We start from the raw sequence: 24,083 nt of genomic DNA on the forward strand, positions 1-24,083 counted from the left end.
CTGCCTCCCGTTGTGTGGTCACGGTGCTCACTTGTGGCGGCCCAGCAACTGTGCGATGTTTCCGCCGAAGACGGCAGCTTTCTGGTCCGGTTCGACCGGCCAGTCCCGGATCCGGTCCACCTCCGCGAGCGGCACGGTGTACGGCGAATCGGTCGAGAACACGAGCCGCTCGGCGCCGATCCCGGGCTCGGCGAGGAACCCGCTGAGCACCGTGTCCCAGGGCGCGTACGACGTGTCGCCGTACAGGTTCGGCGCGTGCAGCAGGGCCGGGATCGCGTCGATCCAGAAGTCGGTGGCGCCGCTCTTGCCCATCAGCACCGGCAGCTCGGGCCGGCGGCGGGCGAGGCTGGCGAGCGGTAGCGGCAGCGCGGTGGCCGGCGTACCGGTGCGGACGTACACGAACCAGCCGGCGTCGGCGGCGAAGTCGAGCAGCGGGTCGAGCAGGCCGTCGAGCAGGTCGAATCCCTGCAGTACGGAGTCCACTGCGAGCGCGACGGCACCCGCGTCGCGGGCGCGGTCGAGTTCGTCGAGGGCGGCAGGGCCGCGCCAGGGATTCGCGACGGCGTACGCGAGCAGCCGGCCGTCCGACTCCGCGGCGGCCTGGGCTGTGTCCTCGTTGCCCTCGCGGTTGTCGTAGGCGATGCAGCGCTCCGACGGCGCGACGAGCGCCCGGTCGATGCCGAGGGCATCCATCGTGACGAGCAGGTCGGCCGGCTTCAGGCTCGCCTCCCGGCTGTCGCCGATCCGGACATGGGCGTCGATGATCATGCGGGCACCTCCAGCCCGAGGGCACCGAGCGCGTCCGCGTGCACGATCCCGTCGACAACCTCGTCCGGGACGCGCGGAAACTTGGTGCCTTCGACGATGTTGTTGACAGTCGACAATCCGGCGATCGCCTCGCCGGTGTTGGCGATCGGGTAGTCCGATCCGAGCAGCAGCTTCCCGGTCGCGCCCCACTCGACCGCGTTGATCAGGGACTGGTAGAGCACCCACGGGCGCAGGTAGATCGACGACACGTCGGCGTACACGTGCGGGTGCTTGCGGATCGTCACGACCGTCTCCCGGCTCCACGGGTGGCCCATGTGCGCCATCACGATCCGCAGTTCCGGGTACCGCAGCGCGATCTCGTCGGTGACCAGGGGATACGTGTAGCGCAGTGGTGCGTGCCGCATCGGCGAAGCGCCGGAGTGGAACAGGATCGGCAGGCCGTGCCGCTGGCAGTAGTCGTAGAACGCCAGCGCGGGCTCGCCGAGCGGGTCGAAGTTCTGGTAGTTCGGGCCGAGCTTCACGCCGACCAGGCCGAGCTCGCGGCAGCGGTCGGCCTCCTCCAGGGCGTCGGACGCGGTCGGGTTCACCGACATGAAGCCGATCCGCTTCGCCGGGTTGTCCTTGACGAACTCCGCGGTGGCGTCGTTGCAGCGCTCCGGCGGATAGGGCAGGCCGGTGAGCTCGAGCGGATTGTCGACAGCAATATTGAAGACAATCGACACGTCGGCCGCGGTCATGGCCTGGTCGTAGTCGGCCCACGAGTTCGCGGTCTCCACCGGGCGGTCGTTGCGCCAGTTGTGGTACACCTGCCGCTCGTCCTCGGGGACCGCCTCGCGGTGGGTCGGTGTGTGCGCATGGACGTCGACGATCATCGGAACTCCCGCAGCAGGTCGTCTCGCAAAGTCACTCCCAGGCCGGCTCCGCCGGTCAGCCGGACATGCCGTCCGTCGCTGTCCAGCGGCTTCGCCAGCACATCCTCGGTGTAGTAGTGCGCGCCGATGATGTCGCTCGGGTACGCCGACAACCGGGGCAACGCCGCCGCGACCTGCAGCTGCGCCGCAGCGCCGATCCCCAGCTCACCGTTCGACCCGATCAGCACGTCGATCCCGTGCGCCGCCGCGAGCTGCCCCATCCGGACGGCTCGCCCCGGCCCCGCGCTCTTCCCCACATACAAACTGACGGTGTCCGCCGCCCGCGCCTCGACGACGTCGAGCAGATCGGGCACGTCGAACACCGACTCGTCGGCGACGACCGGCAGCCCGAGGCTCCTCAGCTCTCGTAGGCCACGCAGATCCCGCGGTTCGAGCGGCTGCTCCACGAACTGCACGTCGAGTGCCTTCAGCTCCGGGACCGCCCGGTACGCGTCAGCTCGCGTCCATCCGCCGTTGGCGTCTGTGCCCAGGAAGGCGTTGCCGGCCAGCTCGCGGGCCCGGCGTACGCGGTGGAGATCGGTGCTGAGGTCCAATCCGACCTTCACCTTGAAGGCGCCGAACCCGGCGGCGGTCGCGGCGTGGTACGCGCGCTCCAGCTCCTCGTCGTTCCCGGACAGCGAGAGTTTGATCGGGACCTCGGTCCGGTACGGGCCGCCCAGCGCGACAGCCAGCGGTACGTCGAGGGTCCGCGCGAACGCGTCCCACAACGCGATCGAGACCCCCGCCTTCGTGAACGGGTTGCCCTGGAGCGCCTTGTCCATCAGGTCTTCCAGCGCACCGACCGGCCTCAGCGGTCGGTTCACCAGGGCCGGGGCGAGGACCGTGCGGATGAAGTGGTCCGCCGACGTACCGTCCTCGCCGGACCAGATCGGGGTCGCGCTGACCTCGCCGTACCCCTCGACGCCGTCGCTGGTGAGGACGCGGACGAGCAGGAAGTCGGAACGGTCGTGCGGGCCACGCGCGCCGCGGACCAGCAGCTCCGGCGCGGCCCGCAGACTGATCCGCGCGGTCTGCACCGCGGCCACGGTGGCCGCGCCCGTGGGGGCGATGGGGGGCGGGGCGGTGGGCGGTGGGTTGGTTGTCACGCGGGCTCCAGCAGGCGGCGCGGGTTGTCGACGAGCATCGCCTGGCGTTGCGCGTCGGTGATGCCCCAGCCGTCGATCTCCTTGATCCGCGCGACCGCGTAGTCCTGGCTGGCCTTGTCGGACAGGCCGGCGTCGGTCCCGAAGATCACCTTGTGCGGCGGGGCTTCGGCGAGGATGCGGCGCGCGGCGTACGGCGGCGTACCGCAGATACACAGGTAGAGGTTCTCGGTCTCCTGCGTCATCGCGAGCGCTTCCCGCCACAGGTCGTGCAGGCCGCCGTGGCCGAGGACCACCCGCAGCTTCGGGTGCCGGCGGGCGAGGGCGGCGATCTGGCCGGCGGTCGAGTACGGCGGCGTGCCGTCGTGGCTGAGCAGCACGCCGCCGACCGAGGTGATCACTTCGCAGATCGGGTCGAGGGAGAGCTCATGCATGCTGAAGCCCTGCAGCCAGGGGTGCAGTTTGAGACCGCGCAGGCCGAGCTCGCCGACCATCCGTTCGGCCTCGTCGACCGCGGTCTTGCGGCGGACGGCGACAGTGCCGAAGCCGGTCATCCGGTCCGGATAGGCACGGACGAACTCGGCCAGCCGGTCGTTCGACTCCGGTGTCGGGTCGAACAGCCCGTCGTGGCTGAGCACCACCGCGTGCTCGATCCCGGCCGTGTCCATGAACCCCACGAACTCGTCGGCGCCGAAGGCCGTCCCACCCAGCCAGGTCGCGGTCTCCCACGCCGGTGTGTGGGTATGGAAGTCGATCACAGAACCTCCGCGAGTTGAAGCAGGCGGTCGCCGAGCGCGGCCGCCAGTTGGTCGAACCATCGCCGCCCGGTCGCCGTGTCGGCCAACTCCGGACGGTCCGTGAACCCGTCGATCCGCCGCCAGCTCTCGGCCGTGTGCAAGGCCACGTCGTCCACCACGTCCCCGGCCGGCGGGTCGGCCCGTTCCTTGCGCTCAGCAACAAAACCCTCGTCCTGCGCAAGCATCAACGCGGTCTCGAACTGACCGGCGTGCCCGGGGACAGACGTATCGCCCTCTCGTGAGAAGAGGCTCCAGTAGTCGACGTGGGCGACGTTGACGGCGTACCGGGTGGACGCGGCGGCTGCTGCGGCGTGGCAGACGCCGGTGTTGCCGCCGTGGCCGTTCACCAGGACGAGGCGACGGGCGCCGTCCACCTCCAGAGAACGGGCGAGGTCGAGCAGTACGGCCAGCAGCGTCTCGGGGGAGAGGGAGAGCGTGCCGCCGAACGGGAGGTGGTGGTCCGACGCGCCGAAGGGGAGCGGCGGTGCGAGGACGATCGGCCTGGGCGAACGTTCGTGGACCAGGTCGGCGGCCGCGGCGGAGACCGCCTCGGCGAGGATCCAGTCGGTGCCGGTGGCGAGGTGCGGACCGTGCTGCTCGGTGGCCCCGACCGGCACCACGACTATTGCCTCAGGCAACAGTTCGCCGAGCGTACCGCGGTTCGTGTGCTGCCAGCGGACGTACGTCATCCGGCCCTCCCGGCGACAAGTTGGGCGGTTCGCAACGCGGCGATCCCGTCGTCCAGCGAGGGTACGCCGGTCTTGCGCGTCCCGTCGTACAGCTCGACGAACCGCTGCACCTGCAGGTCGAAGCACCGCGTCGTCCGGTCACCGGGAAACCGCACCTCGCGGTCCCCGTCCGCGGTGCTGAGCCGCAGGTCGAACGTGAACCCGTCGAGCGTCGCGAGCCCGCGGTCGCCGAGGAACGTGAGCTCGCACCGGGGGAGTGCGGCCGTGAACCACCCGAACTCGACCAGCGCCCGGTGGCCGCCGGGATACCCGAGGCGGGCGCCGACCAGGTTGGGCGCGGGGAGCCCCGGACGCGTGGCACCGGACCACGCGTCGTGCAGGGTCGGGGCGCCGAGCAGGTAGGCCAGCCAGTCGAAGATGTGTGCGCCTTCGTGCACCACCGGACTGCCGTGCTCGAGCGTCCTGGTGATCAGCGCGGTGTGCTCGGGGTTCGCCGGATCGTACGCCTCGTCGTAGATGTGTGCGCGGACCAGTACCGGCGTACCGAGGGTGCCGTCGTCGATCCACGTCTTGAGCTGCCGGATCGCCGGATCGTGCCGGTAGGTCAGCCCGACCTGCACCCGCCGACGCTGCTCACCGTCGAGCCGGTCGTAGATCCGCGCCGCGTCGACCGAGGTGGCGACCGGCTTCTCCGCAAGGACGAACAGGCCGGCCTCGGCGTACCGGACGGCCAGCTCGGGCGTCACCCACGGCGGCGTCGCCAGAACGACCCCGTCCACCCCGGCCGGGTCCAGCTCGGCCGCCGCCGGAACGCCCGTGGCGGCGGCGGTTTCCCGGCGTCCGGCGTCCGGGTCGACCAGCTGCACGACGTCGACGAACGGATGCCGGAGGAGCGCGGGCAGATGCGCACCGAGGCCGATTGCCCCGAGCCCCACGAGCGCCACCCGCATGCTGTCGCTCCTTCAGAATATCGGAATTAGTTTCTGTTTCCCGAAGCTTAAGAGGTGCTCAGACCGCTCGCAACAGTTCGCCGCGGACTGGTCGTCGCTATAGCCGAAATACCGAAGATATCTCTAGCATTGTGCGCATGGATCCAGATTCCGCCGCAGTGTCCGTCACCACCAGCGCCGCGCCGGCACCGCGCGGTCACTACTCCCAGGCCCGGATCGCCGGCGACCTGGTCTTCACCGCCGGGCTCGGCCCGCTCGATCCGGAGACCCGGGAGATCGTCGGGCCCGGCGACGCCGCCGAGCAGACCCGCCAGGTGTTCCGCAACCTGTCCGCGATCCTCGCCGAGGCCGGTTGCGGTCTCGCGGATGTGGTGAAGGTGACCGCGTTCCTGCAGAACGCCGATCGCGACTGGGACGGCTACGACTCGGTCTTCCCCGAGTTCTTCACGCCGCCGTACCCGGCCCGGCTGACCGCCGGGGCCGACCTGGGCGAGATCCTCGTCGAGATCGAGGTCATCGCCCACCGGCCGGCCCCGACCCGCTCATAGCGTGATCCAGTACCGCCGCGCCGGCCCCAGCCAGGTGTCGCGGATGTCCTCCAGGACCCCGCCGTTGCGCTCGATCGTCCGCGCCGACGGCTCGTTGTCCTTGTCGCACGTCACCAGTACCCGGTCCATCCCGCGCGCCCGCGCCCGGTCCAGCACCTCCGCCAGCGCCCAGCTCGCCACCCCGCGTCCGCGCGCCGACGGCCGTACGCCGTACCCGATGTGCCCGCCGCCCTCCAGCAGCTTGTCGTTCAACCTGTGCCGCAACGTGATCGCGTCCAGGTACGTGTCGTCCTCGACGATCCACCAGTAGCTCGCCGGCACCCAGTCCGGCGTCGTCGGGCGGCTGTCGTCGTCCTGCTCTCGCAGGCGCTGCACCCAGGCGGCGAAGCCCTCGGCCGTGCTCAGGTCGCCGGCCTCCCACATCCCGGCCCCGTCCTGATGCTCGCTGCCCCACTCGGCGGCGGACTCCAGCCAGGAATCGCGGAGGGCGACGGTCGGTTCGATCAACTCAGGCATACGTTCGAGCGTAGGAGACCCCGCCACCGAATATGCGGAACGGGCCGCCCACCTGGTCGGTGAGCGGCCCGTTCGGGGTAGCGCGGCTCAGGCGCCGGCGCCCTCTTGCTTCACGCCGGCGACCGCGGTCGGGTCGTCGATCCGGTACTTGCGGGCAGCCTCGGCGGCCACCTCCGGCTTCACGTCACCGCGCTTGGCGAGGATCTCCAGCGTGGCGACCACGATCGACTCGGCGTCCACCTGGAAGTGGCGCCGGGCCGCGGCCCGGGTGTCGGCCAGACCCCAGCCGTCGGTCCCGAGCGACGTGTAGTCGTTCGGCACCCAGCGGGAGATCTGGTCCTGCACCGCGCGCATGAAGTCGCTGACGGCGACGACCGGGCCCTTGGTGTCCTTCAGCTGCTCGGTCACGAACGGCACCTGCTCCGGCTCGTCCGGGTGCAGCAGGTTGTGCTGCTCCGCGGCGACCGCGTCGCGGCGCAGCTCGTTCCACGAGGTCACCGACCAGACGTCCGCTGCCACCGAGTACTCGTCGGCGAGGATCTGCTGGGCCTTCTGCACCCACGGCAGGGCTACGCCCGACCCGAGCAGCTGGACCCGCGGCGCGTCCTCACCGTCCGCGACCTGGCCCTCGTTGAAGCGGTACATGCCCTTGAGCAGGCCCGCGACGTCGAGGTTCTCCGGCTCGGCCGGCTGCGGGACCGGCTCGTTGTAGACGGTGAGGTAGTAGAACACGTCCTCGCCGTGCGGCTTGCTCTCGTCGAGCCCGTAGCCGTACATCCGGCGCAGGCCGTCCTTGACGATGTACGGGATCTCGTACGCGAACGCCGGGTCGTAGTGCACGGCGGCCGGGTTCGTCGAGGCCAGCAGCGGCGAGTGCCCGTCCGCGTGCTGCAGTCCCTCACCGGTCAGCGTCGTACGGCCCGCGGTGGCGCCGACCAGGAAGCCCCGGCCGAGCTGGTCGCCGAGCGCCCACATCCAGTCGCCGGTGCGCTGGAACCCGAACATCGAGTAGAAGATGTAGAACGGGATCATCGGCTCACCGTGCGTGGCGTACGCCGTACTCGCCGCGAGCACCGAGCCCATCGCGCCGGCCTCGCTGATGCCCTCGTGCAGCAGCTGGCCCGCCGTGGACTCCTTCCACGACAGCAGCAGGTTGCGGTCGACGGCGTCGTAGTTCTGACCGTGCGGAGAGTAGATCTTCGCGGTCGGGAACATCGAGTCCATACCGAACGTGCGGTACTCGTCGGGCGCGATCGGGACGATCCGGTGGCCGATCTCCGGGTCCTTCATCAGGTCCCGGAACAGCCGGACCAGCGCCATCGTGGTCGCGACCGGCGCGTGCGAGCCCTTCGCGAGCGGCTTGTACACGTCGTCGCCCGGCAGCGTCAGCGTCTTCGGCTGCACCCGGCGCTCCGGCAGCGAACCGCCGAGCTGCTTGCGGCGCTCCATCATGTACTGGTACTCCGGCGAGTCGGTGCCGGGGTGGAAGTACGGCGGGTTGTACGCGTCCTCGAGGTCCTTGTCCTCGATCGGCAGGTACAGCCGGTCGCGGAACGCCTTCAGGTCGTCCGAGGTGAGCTTCTTCATCTGGTGGGTCGCGTTGCGGCCCTCCAGCGCCTCGATCGTCCAGCCCTTGATGGTCTGGGCGAGGATCACGGTCGGCTGCCCGACGTGCTCGGTGGCGCTCTTGAACGCCGCGTACACCTTGCGGTAGTCGTGACCGCCGCGGGGCAGCTTGCGCAGGTCCTCGTCGGACAGCCCGCTGACCATCTGCTGCAGCCGCTGGTCGCCGCCGAAGAAGTTGTTCCGGATGTACTCACCGGACTCGACGGAGTACGTCTGGAACTGACCGTCCGGCGTGGTGTTCATCTTGTTCACCAGCGCGCCGTCGTGGTCCTGGGCCAGCAGGTTGTCCCACTCGCGGCCCCAGATCACCTTGATGACGTTCCAGCCGGCACCGCGGAAGAACGCCTCCAGCTCCTGGATGACCTTGCCGTTGCCGCGGACCGGTCCGTCCAGCTGCTGCAGGTTGCAGTTGATCACGAAGGTGAGGTTGTCGAGCTCCTCGCGCGCGGCCAGGCCGATCGCGCCGAGCGACTCCGGCTCACCCATCTCGCCGTCACCGAGGAACGCCCAGACGTGCTGCTGGCTGGTGTCCTTGATGCCGCGGTTGTGCAGGTAGCGGTTGAAGCGCGCCTGGTAGATCGAGTTCAGCGCGGCCAGTCCCATCGAGACCGTCGGGAACTCCCAGAAGTCCGGCATCAGCCGCGGGTGCGGGTACGACGACAGGCCCTTGTGCGGGCCGCGGGAGACCTCCTGGCGGAAGCCGTCCAGCTGGTCCGCGCTCAGCCGGCCCTCGAGGAAGGCGCGCGCGTACATACCGGGGGAGGCGTGCCCCTGGATGAAGATCTGGTCGCCGCCGCCCGGGTGGTCCTTACCGCGGAAGAAGTGGTTGAAACCGACTTCGTACAGGCTCGCGGCCGACTGGTAGGTGGCGATGTGACCGCCGACCTCCAGGCCCTTGCGGTTGGCCTTGCTCACCATCACCGCGGCGTTCCACCGGATGAAGGCGCGGATCCGCCGCTCGATGTGCTCGTCGCCGGGGAACCACGGCTCGCGCTCGGGCGGGATCGAGTTGATGTAGTCGGTGCTCCGCAGAGCGGGCACCCCGACCTGTCGCTCCCGGGCCCGCTCGATCAGCTTGAGCATCAGGTAGCGCGCTCGCGCCTTGCCCCGTTCGTCCAGGACGGCGTCGAGCGATTCGACCCATTCACGCGTCTCGTCGGGGTCGATGTCGGGGAGCTGGGTGGGCATCCCCTCGGTGATGATGGCTGGTGGTTCGTGTCCGGAAGCCACGGTGTCCTGCCGTTCTCTCTGGTTGTCTTCACCGCAATCCTGTCACCTGTTCGGAATGCGTTCTACTTTGCCTTCCCTTCCGGCCCGATTCCGGCTGGCCGGGCCTGATCCCAGCGGACACGCCCCGTACCCGGCACGCGGATACCGGACACGTCACGGAACCCTGGTGCATACTTGCGCGACGCGGTACGTCACGATGGACTACCGCTAGCTGTATCGCTAGTAGTAGAGCTATGACACCTACCCCCGGGCAAGCGGGGACCACGGAGGAGGACACGTGAGCGCGACCGCGGATCACGCGGACGGCAAGAGCGGCGGCCCGAACATGGCCTCCCGGCTCGGCCTGGAGGCCGGCTGGGTAGTCCAGGAGATCGGCTACGACGACGACTGCGACGACGACCTGCGTGATGCCATCCGGGAGGTCACCGGCGAGGATTTCGTCGGCGACGACACCGACGAGGTCGTGGACGCGGTCCTGCTCTGGTTCCGCGAGGACGACGGCGACCTGGTCGACGCGTTCTTCGACATCCTGACCGACCTCAAGGCCGGTGGCGTGGTCTGGCTGATGACGCCGAAGGTCGGTCGCGACGGGTACGTCGAGACCAGCGACATCGCCGAGGCCGCACCGGTGGCCGGCCTGGCCACGACGAGCACGCTGAGCGTCACCGACGACTGGTCCGCGACCAAGTTGGTGGTCCCGAAGTCCGGTCGCCGCGGGTGACCCTCCCAGCTGCCGGCCCGGCTGCCGGCAGCCGGGCCCCCGACTTCCAGACCCAGAACCAGTACGGCGAACCCGTCCGGCTGAGCGACTACGCCGGCCGGCGGGACGTCGTACTGGTGTTTTATCCGTACGCGTTCAGCCAGGTCTGCACAAGTGAACTGGCCGCCCTCCGCGACCGCCCCTCGTTACTGGCCGAAGCGGAGTTCCTGGCGATCTCGTGTGACCCGCTCTTCACTCTCCGTGCGTACGCCGACGCCCAGAACCTCCCGTTCAGCCTCCTGACGGACTTCTGGCCACACGGCGCGATCGCGTCGGCGTACGGCGTCTTCGACCCGGACCGCGGCTGCGCCCTCCGCGGCACCTTCGTGATCGACCGCTCCGGGATCGTGCGCTGGTCCGTGGTCAATCCGCTCCCCGAGGCCCGCAACCTCGACGACTACGCCGCCGCCCTGGCGAGTCTCACGGACCGTCCCTGAGACTTCTGTTCCGATCGGAATAGAAGTCGTCAGGGGCAGGTTCCTCTCTTCTGCCAGTACGCCGACCCCCGACGGCTCGCCCGCTATCTGATGACGGTGACCTTCGGCATCGCCGTCCAGGCAGCCGGCGGTCTCGGCCAGGACGAACTCCAGGACATCGCCGACCTGGCGCGCTGGAATCCTGGGTGGTCCTGGCCGTCGGAGATCTCAGGTAGACTCCTCCGGTCGTTTCATCCGGGCGGATAGCTCAGTTGGTAGAGCGCTTCCCTTACAAGGAAGATGTCGGGGGTTCGAGTCCCTCTTCGCCCACTCGCTCGTCGTGTCCTCCGGGGGTGCAACCCCCGGACCCGCGCCTACTCGCCGTAGACCTGCTTGATCAGGCGTTCCAGGGCCGGTGGGAAGATCTCGAGGATGTTGGCGTCGGAGTCGCCCATGGTGATGGCGGCGGTGAGGGTCTTCGAGCCGTCGGCGGTGCTGTACATGAGGGCTCCGTAGCCGCCCGGGGCGCTGCCGTTGTGGTGGTAGAGAGTCTGCGAGCCGACGTCCTGCTTGAACAGGCCGAGGCCGTAGTTGAGCGGGCCGCTCTTCAGTTCCGGCGTACGCATCGCTGTCAGCAGCTCAGCCGGGATCAGCTTGCCGCTCTGCAAGGCGGACATGAACACCTGGAGATCCGCTGTGGTCGACAGCATGCTGCCGGCCGCGAACAGCAGCGACGGGTTCTGGTCGGTGACGTCGACGACCTTCCACTCCTCGCCGTCCTGGTACCGGAAGTACCCGTGCGAATGCGGACCGGGGATGTCGGTCCGGTCGCCGGGCTCGATCGTGCCGGTCAGGTCGAGCGGCTTGACGATCCGGCTCTGCAGTTCCTCGGCGAACGTCCGCCCGGTGACGGCCTCGATCAGCAGCGCCGCGACCGAGTAGTTGGTGTTCGAGTAGCTCCACTCGGCGCCGGGCTCGAACCGCGCGGGCTTGGCCAGCGCGAACTCCACCAGTTCGTCGGGCGTGTACCCGCGCAGCCGGTTGTCGGCCCACTCCTTGCCGGTCGCGGGCAGACCCGCGACGACCGTTCCGTCGGGGAAGTACTCGCCGGTGTAGTTGAACAGCCCGCTGGTGTGGTCGAGCAGCATCCGCACCGTGATCCGCTCGTCCAGCGCGAACCGCGGCAGCCGGCCGGCCACCGTACCGTCGAGCTCGAGCTTGCCCTCGGCCACCAGTTGCAGTACGACGGTCGACACGAACGTCTTGGTCACGCTGCCGACCCGGAACTGCCCGTCCTCGGGCGGCAGCTCGTCACTTCCGAGTTCCCGTACGCCGGCCCGTACGACGTGTTCGCCGCTGTCGTCGTGCACCCGCAACTCGAGGCTCCCGAATCCGGCGTCGACGAACTCCTGCGCGGCCTGCTGCAGTTCCTGTACGGACATTCTCTGCTCCTCGTGAGGGTGATGTTCTCGTTGCGGATCACCCTCGCCAGAAGCTCTGACACGGCACCGCCACGGCGCTGACGCGGGGCGGTGCACGGCTTTCGTACACGCCGTATCGGAACCTGCCGTCACTCGTTGGAACCATGTCGGCGGTGGCGGGATTCTTAACCATCGGCTGCTGAGAACGGGCTCCTCCAGGGCGGGTCGCGGCTGGTAGGGTTCACGGCTGTCGGTCGGCGCGATGACGCACCGGGTGTACCCGGTCACGGCATCTGTTCCGGCTGATGGAAACGGGGCAAGAAGCTCGGTGTGAAAGTGTGAGGCGGGTCCGCCCGGAACCCGCTCCGTCCAGTTGGGGAGGCACGTGTCCGTGGGTCGCCAACCGGCCTCGCTCAGCGGTGGCCCGTGCCCGCGTCCCGGCGTACCCGTCTCCGTGCTGGTGGTGGCATCGGCGTGAGAAGTGGTGCGGACCGGCCGGCGATCTCCACCGGACCGGCGCTGATGATTCCCGCCGGATACCCCCGCGACCTGCCGAGCGCGCTGCTCCGGGCGGCGCGTGACTTCGGCGGCGCCGGCGTCGTCGAGATCGGCGCGGACGGACGGGAGACCAAGCTCGACTTCCCGACGCTGCTCGAGCTGGCCGCGCGGATCCTGGCCGGCCTGCGGGCGAACGGCGTACGCGCCGGCGACCCCGCGGTCGTGCACTGTACCGAGCCGGTCGGCTTCTTCGCCGCGTTCTGGGCCTGCACGCTCGGCGGCATCCGCCCGCTGCTGGTCGCGCCGCACCCCGCCGGGGACCGTACCGAGGAGGGCCGCGAGCGGCTCCGCAGGATCACCGACCTGCTCGGCTGGACGGTCCTGATCGGCCGCCCCTCCGACCTGCCGAACGACCTCGGCCTCCCGGTCCTCGACCCGGACGCGCTGGCAGGCCACGAGCCGACGTCCGACTTCCACCGCCCGGCCGCGGACGACGTCGCCGTACTGATGCTGTCCTCCGGCTCGACCGGTACGCCGAAGATGGTGCAGCTCACCCACCGCGGGCTGGTCGAGTTCGCCGCCGGTACGCCGGCCATGCTCCCGGTCCGTCCCGGCCAGACCACGCTGAACTGGCTGCCGCTGGACCGCAGCGGCGCGTTCCTGCTGTACCACCTGCTGCCGGTGTTCACCGGGTGCACGAACATCCACGTGAACACCGACTGGGTGCTCGCGAACCCGCTGCGCTGGTTCGACCTGATGGAGCAGCACCGGGTGAACCACTCCTGGTCGCCGAACTTCGGGTACCGGCTCGCGACCGCCGCGGTGGCGGGGGAGCCCGACCGGCACTGGGACCTGTCCGCGCTGCGCAGCCTGGTCAGCGGCGGCGAGCAGATCACGGTGCCGGTGATGTCGGAGTTCCTGCGCGTGACGAACCGGTTCGGCGTCGTACCGGAGACGTTCGTCGCGGCGTGGGGGATGACCGAGACGGTCACCGGGATCACGTTCGCGCGGCCCGGTCTGACCCCGAACGTGCACCGCGTCCGGATCCCGCCGACCGGCGTCGTCGAATGGGTCGACCAGCGCCCGTCCTCCGGCAAGGTCGCGGTCGCCCGTCCCGGCGCGCCGCGCATCGATGCGCCCGGCGTTCTGTCGCTGGTGTCGGTGGGGGCGCCTGCTCCCGGTACGACGGTACGCATCGTGGCACCGAACGGCGCCGTACTGCCCGAAGGGCGGATCGGCCAGCTGCAGGTCGCGTCCGCGCGGGTGACACCCGGGTACCTCGGGAACCTCGAGGCGGACCGCGCCGCGTTCCCGGTCGGGAACTGGCCGGCCCGCAAGTGGCTGGCGACCGGCGACCAGGGGTTCATCACCGGCGGCCAGGTCGTCATCACCGGCCGCGACAGCGAACGCATCATCATGTCCGGCAAACTGCACTACGCCCACGACATCGAAGCCGTCGCCGCGACGGTCGTCGGCGCCTCGTCAGGCCTGGTCGCCGCCTGCGGAATCGCCGACGAAGAATCCGGCACCGACCGCCTCGTCGTCTTCTACGCGCTGACTCCGGACTCGGTCCCCGGCATGGACCAGGCCATCCGCAGCCTCATCCAGACCCGCCTCGGCCTCGTCGCCCGGGTGGTCGGCGTACCGCGCCGCGACTTCCCGACCACGCCCGGCGGCAAGATCCTTCGCCCGCTGCTCAAACAACGCTGGCTCGACGGCACCCTCGTACCCGCGACCCACCCGCACGTAGAACCGGCCGGCGCCACCCCGGCCAGCGGCCCCACCGGCCAAGGCCCGTCGACCACCCCCGAAACCACCCCGTACGCCGACGAGGACCCGTCCGAGCGCACCACCGAACTCCCCGTCGTCCGCCTCGCCTGGAAACGCGAACTCCAGCAATCCATCCCCACCCCACCCCAACGCCCCACCCTCGGCACCCCACCCGCCCCCCCAACACCGCCCGCCCCCTCAACGACCCCAGCGTCCCTGTCAGCCCCCTCCACACCCGCGCCCTCCACACCCGCCCCCTCCACACCCGCCCCCTCCACACTCGCGCCGGAGACTCGCTCAGCGCCATCGCCGACTACCCACCAGTCCGCGACCGCAGCCCCACCCGCAAGCCCGTCGGACCCCGCGACGCCCGCAAACCCACCTGCGCCGACGCACGCCCCCGCGCCGGGGACGCACTCCGGGTCATCAGCGACCTCCGACCAGTCCGCGACCGCAGCCCCACCCGCAAGCCCGTCGGACCCCGCGACGCCCGCGAACCCACCCGCGCCGACGCACGCCTCCGCGCCGACCCGCGACCTCTCCGGCACATCCGCCGCCCCAACCGAGTCTCCCGACGCGACCCCATCGGCCGACTCATCCTCCGCTCCGGCGCAGTCCGCTGAGACAGCACCGTCGACCGCGGAACCCACCCATCCCGCCCTACCGACATCCCCCTTCGGCCCGTCACCCGCCACGGCCCCGCAGCCTCGCCCGAACCCGGCCGACACCCCGACTCCCGAGCCAGTCTCCGCAGAGTCAGCGCCCACCCAACCCACGACATCCGAGCCCGCACCGCCCAATGCGACGGCCTCGAACGCAACAGCCGCCGATACGGCGACCCCCACCGACGCACCATCGGCGGACTTCACCACCGACGAGCCGGCCACCACCGACGAGGCCGCCGCTACCGACGAGGCCGCCACCACCGAACTAACCCGCATCACAGACACCACCCCGCCCCCCACCGCCTATGGCCCGGCCACCCCGCGCCGCGCTGCCACACACTCGACCGAGCCCACCCCCCTCACCACCACACCCGCCGCCAACCCCACGGCCCCGACCGACACCACGGACGCGTCGGACGCCACGGACCCCGCGAACGCGGACGTACCCACCGACTCAGACGCACTCGGACGCCCGGCTGCAACCGACGAAGCAGACACGTCCGACGAGACGCGCGTAACCGAGAGCCCGACGGCGACCAACGGCGCAAACGCAACCGACAACCCCGAGCTCTCCACCCCACCCGCCAACGCGGAACCCGTCGGCGGCATGACCCTCCCCGCCGACGCGGACGCACCCGACGACACAGCTGGTACGGACGGCGCGATCGCAGACACCGCGGGCACTGCCGCAGGTGCTGAGGCGGACGCGGAAGTCGACGAGGCGGATGCAGACGCGGCTCCCACGCACGACGACGCCGTACGCGATCACGCGAACGCCAACGATGCGGCCACACCCGCTGCGGACGATGCCGGCGTACCCGCCGCGGATGCGAACTCCACAAATTCAACCGCTGCCGACGACCACACCACCGCCAACGGCAAATCGGACATACCCGAGCCCCACGATCTGACAGCAGACTCGAACGAGGACCCGTCCGACGACACCCCACTCGCTGAGTCGCACCCCCGCGAGGAGGAAGGCGCCCAGGACGAGGCAGACGTACGGGACGAGGCAGACGTACGGGATGACGCGGACCTACGGAACGAGGCAGACGTACGGGATGACGCGGACCTACGGGATGACGCGGACGTACGGGATGACGCGGACCTACGGGATGACGCGGACGTACGGGATGACGCGGACGTACGGGATGACGCGGACGTACGGGATGACGCAGACGTACGGGACGACGCGGGCGTGCGGGACGAGGGAAGCTCGCGGGACGGGGCAAGCGCGTGGGACGACGGTCGCTCGGAGGATGCTGCTCGCGACCACCGGGCCGCGTCCGTTGCGCAGGACGAACCAGTTGCCGACGAGCCCCGCGACGCCGTCGCGTTGAGTGAGGCAAGCGTCGACGTACTCGGCGCCGCATCCGTAGACGAAGCAGCCGCGTCCACCGCCCAGAACGAGGCGGGCGAGTCCAGCGTCGGGCCGACTGCAACAGAAGGCGACGTCCCAACACACGAAGCAACCTCAGCGAACGCCACCCCGACCCCCGACGAGGCCACTCCGGCTGTCACGGGCGCTGACCTGGCCGACGATGCGACCCCGGCTGTTGAGGGCCCTGACTCGACCACCGATGTCGAGCCGGTTGAGGACGATGCGGCAGTCAGACCTGGGGATGAGGCTGGTCATGCCGACGAGCCTGAGACCGCTGTACTGCGGGCAGTGGTCGAGGCGAGGGGCGGCGTACCGGCCGTTGACGGGGCGGCGACCCACGAGGGCGCGGCTGACGGCGAGCTGGTTGAGCGCGATGCGGCTGACGTCGAGCCGGTTGGTGGCGATGCGGCTGTTGGGGCTGGCGATGCGGCTGGTCGTGCCGGCGAGTCTGAGACCGGTGTACTGCGGGGAGTTGTCGAGGCGGGGGACGTCGTATCCGACGACGAGACTGCTGCCAACGAGGGTGCGGCTGGTGTCGAGCCGGTTGAGGGCGATGCGGCTGTTGGGGCTGACGGTGAGGTTGGTCGTGCCGGCGCGTCTGAGAGCGCTGTACTGCGGGGAGTTGTCGAGGCGGGAGACGTCGTACTCGACGACGAGACCGCTGCCCACGAGGGTGCGCAGGGTCAGGCAACTGGTGGTGTGGTTGATCGGTCTGTAGTTGACGACGGATCACTCGTTGAAACTGACCAGGCTGGGGCGGATCCGCAGGTGGGGGCTGCTGATGCGGCCGCGGTGCTTGCTCGGGATGAGGAGCGTGCCGACGGGGCCGCTGGGCAGACGGTTGTTGTCCATGGGGACGACGCGACTGCTGCCGATGGTGGCGCAGGTGGCACCGAGAGCGAGTCGCTTACCGCCGAGGACGAGGGCGGCGGTGAGGACGAGGTTGCTGGACAGGACGAGGTGGCCGGAGGGCCTGAGCTGGTTGGTCGGCCGGTGCCTGTCGATGCGGACGACGTACTCGCCCGGGATGAGGAACGTACGCAGGAGGGCGACGGGGCGGGTGAGCCGGCGGTCGGTGAGGGCGACGTAGCTGAGCCGGGTGCCACGGTTGCGGACGAGGATGTGGCTGCCGCTGCGGAGAGTGGCACGGTTGGCGACGCGGGGGACGTGGACGCTGCGTTGAACGACGCGGTTGTCGACGGTGAGGCGGTTGTTGCCGGGGACGACGACGTCGACGGGGCTGCCTCGGCTGTGGTCGGGGATGAGGGCGTTGGCGAGGTCGCGTCGGGTGTCGCTGGGGATGAGGGTGTTGGTGAGGCCGCGCCGGTTGTCGTCGGGGATGAGGGTGCTGACGAAGCGGAGGTTGGGGCTGAGGAGGGTACGTCGGGTGTTGCCGACGTGGCTGAACTGGCGGGCGGTGGCGAGCATGCTGGGGGCGCGGAGGTGGGCGTCGGGGATGTTGCCGACGCGAGTGGTGCAGCCGATGCTGAGGGCGCCGACGGTGCTGACGGCGCCGACGGTGCTGACGGCGCCGTGGGTGCTGCAGACGTGGACGGCGTCGGGGATGTTGCGGACTCAGACGGTGGTGCGGGTGCTGGAGACCTCGATGGTGCTGCGGGCGTTGGGGGGACTGCGGGTGCCGGGGTTGGGGCGTTGGTGGCTGCTGCTGTGGGGGTTGGGCGCGGCGACGGCGAGTTGGAGAGTGCCAGCGGGCTTGAGGTGGCGGGTAGGGCTGAGGGGGCTGCCCGGGTAGTAGGGGGTGTTGAGCGGGCCGGTGTGGTGGAGCCGGTGGCTGTGGTGGGGGTGGCTGGGCGGTTCCCGGGGGCGGAGACGCTCGAGGGGTTCTGGGAGAACCTGGTCGGCGGGGTGGAGAGTGTGCGGCGCGGGATGCCGGACACGGGGGACGGGATTGTTGCTGTCTCGGGTGTGTTGGAGCATGTCGAGGCGTTCGACGCGAAGTTCTTCGGGTTGAGCGATCGCGAGGCCGAGCTCATGGAGCCGGCGCAGCGGTTGTTCCTCGAGGTGTGTCATCAGGCGTTGGAGCACGGTGGGTACGCCGGTACGTCGGACCGCGTCGGCGTCTTCGCGGGCTCGGGCATGAACCTGTACAACCGCCAGCACCAGTCGCGCGACTCGATCGCCACCCGGGTCGCGTACCGGCTCGGCCTGACCGGTCCGGCGATCGGCGTACAGTCCGCGTCCTCGTCCTCGCTCGTGGCGGTTCACCTTGCCTGTCAGGCGCTCCGGTCCGGTGACGCGGATCTCGCGCTCGCCGGTGCGGCCGCCGTACAGGTGCCGCAGGCAACGACTTACCGCCCGACGCCGGACTCGATCCTGTCGCCGAGCGGTCAGGTGCGGGCGTTCGCCGCGGACGCCGACGGTACGGTCGGCGGCAACGGTGTGGCCGCCGTACTGCTGAAGCGTCTCGACCAGGCGCTCGCCGACGGGGACACCGTGTACGCCGTGATCCGCGGCACCGCGGTGAGCAACACCGACGGCAACCAGGTCGAGCTGGTGGAGCGGGCGCTGCAGCGCGCCGGGTTCGACGCGGACTCGGTCAGCTACATCGAGGCGAACGGGATCGGCAGTCCGGCCGCGGACGCCGCCGAGGTGAAGGCGCTGACGGCGGCGCTGCGCCGGCACACCGACAAGGTCGGGTTCTGCACGCTCGGATCGGTCAAGCCGAACATCGGCCACCTGGACAGCGCCGCGGGCATGGCCGGCCTGATCAAGACGATCCTGATGCTGCAGCACCGGACGCTCGTGCCGACCATCAACGTGACCGAGCCGAACCCGGCGCTCGCGCTCGACGGCAGCCCGTTCGTGATCGGCACCGACGTCCGCGAATGGACCGTGCCGTTGCAGTCCGGCGGTACGACGTTGCGCGCCGGCGTCAGCGCGCTGGACCCGAGCGGCACCAACGCGCACGTGATCCTCGAGGAGGCGCCGCGGCAGATCCGGCGCGGCGACGACGGCCCCGTCGTACTGCCGCTGTCCGCGCCGGACCCGGACGCGCTCGCCGATCTCGTCGAGCTGTACCGAACCGACCTCGACCACGGCACCGGCCGCCGGCTCATCGACCTCGCCGGTACGGCGGCGCTCGGGCGGCCCGCGCACCGGTACCGGATCGCGGTCGCGGGCGGTACGGAGCGGGAGCTGCTCAGCGCGCTGGGCTCCGCCCAGACGACCGAGGTACCGCGGGGCGGACCGGGTCCGCTCGGGTACGCGTTCACTGGACAGGGCGCCGCGCGGCGCGGGATGGCCGCGGGCCTGGCGGCACGGTTCCCGGTGTTCCGGTCGGTGCTCGACGAGTGCGACCGGGTGTACCACGAGGAGACCGGCGGCAGTCTGAACGAGCTGCTCCTGACTCCGGCGGCCGGTACGGAAGGCGTTTGGCCGACGGAGACGGCACAGCCCGCGTTGTTCGCGTTCGAGGTCGCGCTGGCTCGGCTGTGGCAGTCGTTCGGCGTACAGCCTGCGTTGGTCGTGGGGCACAGCGTCGGGGAGTACGCCGCGTTGTGCGTCGCGGGCGCGCTGTCCGTCGCGGACGGCGTACGGTTGACCGCCAAGCGCGGTGAGCTGATGCAGCGCGGAACGGTGCCGGGGGCAATGGTCGCGGTACGGGCGGATGCCGATCGGGTGCGGGAGATCGCCAGGACCGCCGGCGTAGAAGTTGCTGCGGGCAACGGGCCGCAGTCGTTCGTGCTGACCGGGTCCGAGGTGATCGTCGGGCAGCTCGCGGCGCAGCTCGACCAGTTGCAGGTCGCGTGGCAGCGGCTGGACGTGGACCGGGCGTTCCACAGCTCGTTGGTGGACCCAATCCTGTCGGACTTCGCGGAGATCGTCCGCGAGATCACGCTGAAGCCGTTGCGGACACCGATGGTGTCCAGCTGGTCGGGCGACCTGCTCGAGTCCGGGACGGTGCTGGACAGCGACTACCTGGTCGGGCAGTTGCGGCAGCCGGTGCTGTTCGGGGACGCCGTCGAGGCGGTGACCGCGGCCGGATGCCGGCGGTTCCTGGAGCTCGGGCCGGACGCCGTACTGAGCCCCGCCGGTCGCCGGATCGCGCCGAACAGCACGTGGATCCCGGCGCAGCGCCTCGGGCAGGACCCGGTACTCGCGACGATGAACGGGCTGGCCGAGCTGTACGAGCAGGGCACCGAGATCGCCTGGGCCAAGGTGTACGCCGACGGCGGGCGGGTGCCGCTGCCGACGTACCCGTTCCGGCGCGTGCACCACCCGGTGGACCCGTCGGTGACGGTGCTCGCCGGCCCCGGGACGGCGGTTGCCGGGGGCAACGGTGCGCCGCGGCTGAATGCTTTCGAGCGGGCCGCGCGGGCGCAGTCGGTGGTGTTCGAGACGCCGTCGAGCGCCGCGGTGAAGCGGATCCCGCTGGACCCGCCGATGGAGCCGGAGCCGGTCGAGGCGGTCGAGGCGGAGGACGCGTCGCCGTTCGCGCTGCCGGCGGAGACGCATGCGATCGATGCGGACTATCTGGCGCAGGCGGGATCACTGCCGGGCGACGAGATGTCGGCGGAGCGGTACCGCGAGTCGCTGGACGTCGTACTCGATCTGACCTGTGAGGTGCACGGGCTGGATCCGTACGACCTGACGGTGGACCACACGTTCGCGGAGCTGGGGGCGACGCCGGCGTCGATGGCGCCGGTGATCGACGAGCTGCGGAGCCGGTTCGAGGTGGAGCTGGCACCGGACGACCTGTTCCTGACGTACACGACACCTCACAAGCTGGCGACCGCGGTCGCGGTACAGACTGCCGAGCCGGCGCTCGACGAGCCGGCCGACACGTCGCCCGAGGCCGAGGCTGCTGTAGTTGACGGCGGGGCTCGAGCTGACGGTGCCGGTGGTGCGGGTGCTGAGGCCCGCGGCGATGGCGTGGACGGTGGGGACGTTCGCGGTGGCGCGGAGACGCGGGATCCGCGGGCGGCGTTGGCGGTGCTTGGGTCCGGGCTTGCGGAGCTCGCGGCGAAGGTGGATGAGGCCGCCGCGGCGACGGGAGCGGCGGAACTGCCCGGAAGCGGGATGGCCGCGTTGATGTCGCAGCAGCTCCGCGTGGCAGGCCAGCTGGTGGAGGGCGTCACCAAGCTGATGCACGAACAGCTCGCACTGCTCACCGACCAGCCCGCAGACGAGCAGCAGCCGGAGACCGACGACCCGACGGAACCGCACACGGCTGACGCAACCGCCGAAGGTGCGGCCCACCTCGGCGAGGTACCCGAGGAAGGTACACGGGTTGATGGGCCGGGGTCCGGTGCGGACGAGAAGTCTGCCGAAGGTGCTGCCGACGAAGCACAGGTGAGTACGTCCGGGACGAGCGCCAACGATCAGCACCTGTCGGCCGCCGCGGCCGGTACGGCGGTTGTGGTTCGGGAGGTGGGGGAGCAGCGGCGGGATCTGAGCTATTGGGATCGGGCTCTGGCCGGTGCACAGCCGTTGGTGTTGCCTGTGGATCGGGTGCGGGCGCCGGGGGACGACGCGGTGGCGTCGGTCCGGCGGGAGCTTGCTGTCGAGCTGGGGGCGGCCGTGTTCGCCTACAGCCGGGAGCGGAAGCTCAGCCCCGCGATGACCATGCTGGCCGCGGTCGCGACGGTGCTCGGGCGGTTCGCCGCGCAGGACGACGTGACGCTCGGGTCCGCGATGGTTCGCCCGGACGACGCGCCGGCCGCGCGGCCCCTGCCGTTGCGGATCGACCTGTCCGGTGAGCCCGACCTCGGTGAGCTCACCGAGCGGATCCGCGACATCACGGCCGCCGCGTTCGAGCACGCCGGCACCGATCTCGCGATCCTCGCGCGGGACCCGCTGTTCCAGATCCTGGTCGACTTCGAGGACGGCGAGGACGAGCTGCCGGCGCAGATCGACGTGAGGTTCCGGCTGACCCACGACGGCGACGTCATCACCTGTACGGCGGACTACCGGTCCGGCCTGTTCGAGCGGCGCAGCGTCGAGCGACTCCTCGAGTACCTCGAGGAAGTATTGCGCAGGGCAACGAGTCGCCCGGAGCTCCGGCTGCCCGAACTCGTGCTCCCGCTGGAGTCCGACCTGCGGGCGCTCCGTGAACTCGAGTCCGACGCCGACCCGGTCGGCCCGATCGGTCGCGTCCGCCGGGACGCCGTGGTGGCCGGTGAGCTCAGCGGCCTGCACACCCTCTTCGAGCAGCAGGTCGCCCGCACCCCGGACGCGATCGCTGTCGTCCAAGGCGATCGCGAGCTCACGTACGCCGAACTCGACCGGCGCGCGAACGCCGTCGCCTGGCAACTCACCGACCTCGGCGTGAAGCCGGGCGAACTGGTCGCGGTACGAGTTGCCCGCGGCACCGAAATGGTCGTCGCGGTGCTGGCCGTGCTGAAGTCCGGCGCTGCCTACCTCCCGCTGGATCCCGGCGTACCCGAGTCCCGCTGGGCGTTCATGGTGCAGGACTCGGCCGCCGTCGCGCTGGTCGGGGACGACGCGGCGCTGGCGGACCGCCTCGGCCTGCGCCTGGTCCCGGTCGCCGTGCCGGCAGCGCGCGTCGACGCCGACGCGCGCGCCAGGCAGGCGCCGCCGGTCCGGGCCGCGGCCGACGACGTCGCGTACTGCATCTACACCTCCGGCTCGACCGGCAACCCGAAGGGTGTCGTGGTCCCGCACCGCGGCCCGGTGAACCTGGTCCGGCACTACCTGCGGACGCGGCGGTCGCTCCGGACGCTGCAGTGGACCTCGTTCGGGTTCGACGTGCATGTGCAGGAGATGTTCACGACGCTGGCCTCCGGTGCGGCGCTGGTACTGATCGGCGAGGACGACCGGTACGACCCGGACGCGGTGGTCGCGGCGCTGCGCGATCACGACGTACAGCGGCTGTTCATGGCGTTCAGCCCGCTGACCGCGCTGCTGGCGACGATGCGCCGGCTGCCGGAGCTGCCCGCGTTGCGGGAGATCGTCGCGGGCGGCGAGGCGATGGTGCTGACGCACAAGGTGCGGGACTTCCTGGACGCACATCCGGAGTGCCGGTTGTTCAACGAGTACGGGCCGGCCGAGGCGTCGATCGTGACCACGATCCACGAGGTCGACCCGGCCGAGGACCGGCCGTCGATCGGTCGCCCGATCGAGGGGGTCGCGGTACGGCTTCTCGACGCGGCGCTGCGGCCGGTGCCGGTCGGCGCGGTCGGGGAGATCCACCTCGGCGGCGCGGCCGTCGCCCAGGGCTACCTCGGGCGGCCGGAGGAGACCGAGCGCGCGTTCGTCGGCGACCCGGGTCACCCGGGCGCGCGGCTGTACCGCAGCCGCGACCTCGGCCGCTGGCGGGTCGACGGCACGCTCGAGTACCTCGGCCGCGCGGACGACCAGGTGAAGATCCGCGGTCATCGGGTGGAGCCCGGCGAGACCGAGCACGTACTCGCGGACCAGCCCGGCGTGGTGGACGCGGTCGTGGTCGCGCAGACCGAGCCGGGCGGCGACACCTGCCTGATCGGGTACGTCGTCCTCGAGGACAGCGACCCCGCCGTACTGGCGCGGCTGATGCTCGACCTCGGCAAGGAGCTGCCGATCTACCTGGTCCCGGCGGACCTGATCCCGATCGAGGAGCTTCCGCTCGACGACAACGGCCGCCTCGACCGCGGCCGCCTCCCCGAACCGGAGTGGCTCAGGCCGTAGTTCTGCACCATAGTTCTGCACCGTGGACGGGGGGTCAGGCCGGTGGCAACCCCCTCCTGCCGCCACCGTCCGCCGTTCACGGTGCAGAACCCGCGCTCGATACCGTCCCTCCACGGGATCGATCGCGTAGCGTCCCGGTCGGACGTCGCCGACGGCACGTCGGTTCCCGACCGGTGGGTCCACACGTTTGCGGCGGGTGAGTCGCCTCGCCCGCCGCCTACGTGTTCCGGGTGATCCAGGCCCCCCTTTGATCTCCCGAGCCGGCCGGTCCGAGCCCCCTCGACCGGCCACGGATGATGGTGCCCCCACCCCATCCATCCGTTGCATCGCTGGGCGTAGGGCGGTCGTTACACGGATCGGGAAGATTCGTAAGAATTGCGCAAAGGT

At 70.6% G+C, this 24,083-nt stretch carries 14 protein-coding genes and 1 tRNA gene; 6 read left to right on the forward strand and 9 right to left on the reverse strand.

Annotation, left to right across the window (positions count from 1 at the left end; all coding sequences use genetic code 11):
* Positions 1 to 27: 27 nt before the first annotated feature.
* The 6 genes from AB0M51_RS02655 to AB0M51_RS02680 are packed head-to-tail and all read right to left on the reverse strand — an operon-like array spanning position 28 to position 5,218.
* Positions 28 to 768 (reverse strand): amidohydrolase family protein, encoded by a 741-nt coding sequence (locus AB0M51_RS02655; RefSeq protein WP_344189641.1) that lies wholly within the window; start codon positions 766 to 768, stop codon positions 28 to 30.
* Positions 765 to 1,640, reverse strand: a complete 876-nt coding sequence (locus tag AB0M51_RS02660) for an amidohydrolase family protein (RefSeq protein WP_344189639.1) — start codon at positions 1,638 to 1,640, stop codon at positions 765 to 767. The genes AB0M51_RS02655 and AB0M51_RS02660 overlap by 4 nt, the downstream gene beginning before the upstream one ends.
* Positions 1,637 to 2,785 (reverse strand): enolase C-terminal domain-like protein, encoded by a 1,149-nt coding sequence (locus AB0M51_RS02665; protein WP_344189637.1) that lies wholly within the window; start codon positions 2,783 to 2,785, stop codon positions 1,637 to 1,639. The genes AB0M51_RS02660 and AB0M51_RS02665 overlap by 4 nt, the downstream gene beginning before the upstream one ends.
* Positions 2,782 to 3,540 (reverse strand): amidohydrolase family protein, encoded by a 759-nt coding sequence (locus AB0M51_RS02670; protein ID WP_344189635.1) that lies wholly within the window; start codon positions 3,538 to 3,540, stop codon positions 2,782 to 2,784. The genes AB0M51_RS02665 and AB0M51_RS02670 overlap by 4 nt, the downstream gene beginning before the upstream one ends.
* On the reverse strand, positions 3,537 to 4,268 hold the full coding sequence (locus AB0M51_RS02675) for a creatininase family protein (RefSeq protein WP_344189633.1): 732 nt from the start codon (positions 4,266 to 4,268) through the stop codon (positions 3,537 to 3,539). Before AB0M51_RS02675 ends, AB0M51_RS02670 begins: the two co-directional genes overlap by 4 nt.
* On the reverse strand, positions 4,265 to 5,218 hold the full coding sequence (locus AB0M51_RS02680) for a Gfo/Idh/MocA family oxidoreductase (protein WP_344189631.1): 954 nt from the start codon (positions 5,216 to 5,218) through the stop codon (positions 4,265 to 4,267). The genes AB0M51_RS02675 and AB0M51_RS02680 overlap by 4 nt, the downstream gene beginning before the upstream one ends.
* 137 nt (positions 5,219 to 5,355) lie before the next feature.
* On the opposite strand from AB0M51_RS02680, the gene AB0M51_RS02685 reads away from it, so the two are divergent.
* Entirely contained in the window at positions 5,356 to 5,766 is a 411-nt protein-coding gene (locus AB0M51_RS02685) for a Rid family hydrolase (RefSeq protein WP_344189628.1), read from the forward strand.
* Here the strand turns inward: AB0M51_RS02685 and AB0M51_RS02690 are convergent.
* Together AB0M51_RS02690 and aceE are read right to left on the reverse strand one after the other, a co-directional pair.
* Positions 5,761 to 6,282: a GNAT family N-acetyltransferase gene (locus tag AB0M51_RS02690; RefSeq protein ID WP_363747805.1), complete on the reverse strand. Its 522-nt coding sequence runs from the start codon at positions 6,280 to 6,282 to the stop codon at positions 5,761 to 5,763. The two genes, AB0M51_RS02685 and AB0M51_RS02690, sit on opposite strands and share 6 nt — an antisense overlap.
* An 87-nt stretch (positions 6,283 to 6,369) precedes the next feature.
* Positions 6,370 to 9,096, reverse strand: a complete 2,727-nt coding sequence (gene aceE / locus AB0M51_RS02695; RefSeq protein ID WP_344191196.1) for a pyruvate dehydrogenase (acetyl-transferring), homodimeric type — start codon at positions 9,094 to 9,096, stop codon at positions 6,370 to 6,372.
* A 319-nt stretch (positions 9,097 to 9,415) separates the two neighbouring features.
* Between aceE and AB0M51_RS02700 the strand changes: the two genes are divergently transcribed.
* The 4 genes from AB0M51_RS02700 to AB0M51_RS02715 all read left to right on the forward strand — a co-directional run bounded on the left by AB0M51_RS02700 (position 9,416) and on the right by AB0M51_RS02715 (position 10,644).
* Positions 9,416 to 9,859, forward strand: coding sequence for a DUF3052 domain-containing protein (locus AB0M51_RS02700; RefSeq protein ID WP_141862960.1), 444 nt, complete (start codon positions 9,416 to 9,418; stop codon positions 9,857 to 9,859).
* Complete coding sequence (locus AB0M51_RS02705; RefSeq protein WP_344189624.1) at positions 9,856 to 10,335, forward strand: peroxiredoxin; 480 nt, start codon at positions 9,856 to 9,858, stop codon at positions 10,333 to 10,335. The genes AB0M51_RS02700 and AB0M51_RS02705 overlap by 4 nt, the downstream gene beginning before the upstream one ends.
* Positions 10,336 to 10,425: 90 nt before the next feature.
* On the forward strand, positions 10,426 to 10,581 hold the full coding sequence (locus AB0M51_RS02710) for a hypothetical protein (RefSeq protein ID WP_344189622.1): 156 nt from the start codon (positions 10,426 to 10,428) through the stop codon (positions 10,579 to 10,581).
* Positions 10,572 to 10,644 (forward strand) — tRNA-Val (locus tag AB0M51_RS02715). Before AB0M51_RS02710 ends, AB0M51_RS02715 begins: the two co-directional genes overlap by 10 nt.
* 44 nt (positions 10,645 to 10,688) lie before the next feature.
* Here the strand turns inward: AB0M51_RS02715 and AB0M51_RS02720 are convergent.
* Positions 10,689 to 11,756: a serine hydrolase domain-containing protein gene (locus AB0M51_RS02720; RefSeq protein ID WP_344189620.1), complete on the reverse strand. Its 1,068-nt coding sequence runs from the start codon at positions 11,754 to 11,756 to the stop codon at positions 10,689 to 10,691.
* 453 nt (positions 11,757 to 12,209) lie between these two features.
* Here AB0M51_RS02720 and AB0M51_RS02725 point away from each other — a divergent pair, with 453 nt between their 5' ends.
* Positions 12,210 to 23,696 (forward strand): amino acid adenylation domain-containing protein, encoded by an 11,487-nt coding sequence (locus tag AB0M51_RS02725; protein ID WP_363747808.1) that lies wholly within the window; start codon positions 12,210 to 12,212, stop codon positions 23,694 to 23,696.
* Positions 23,697 to 24,083 lie beyond the last annotated feature (387 nt).

The organism is Kribbella sp. NPDC051137 (genome assembly GCF_040682535.1).
Classification (GTDB): domain Bacteria; phylum Actinomycetota; class Actinomycetes; order Propionibacteriales; family Kribbellaceae; genus Kribbella; species Kribbella karoonensis.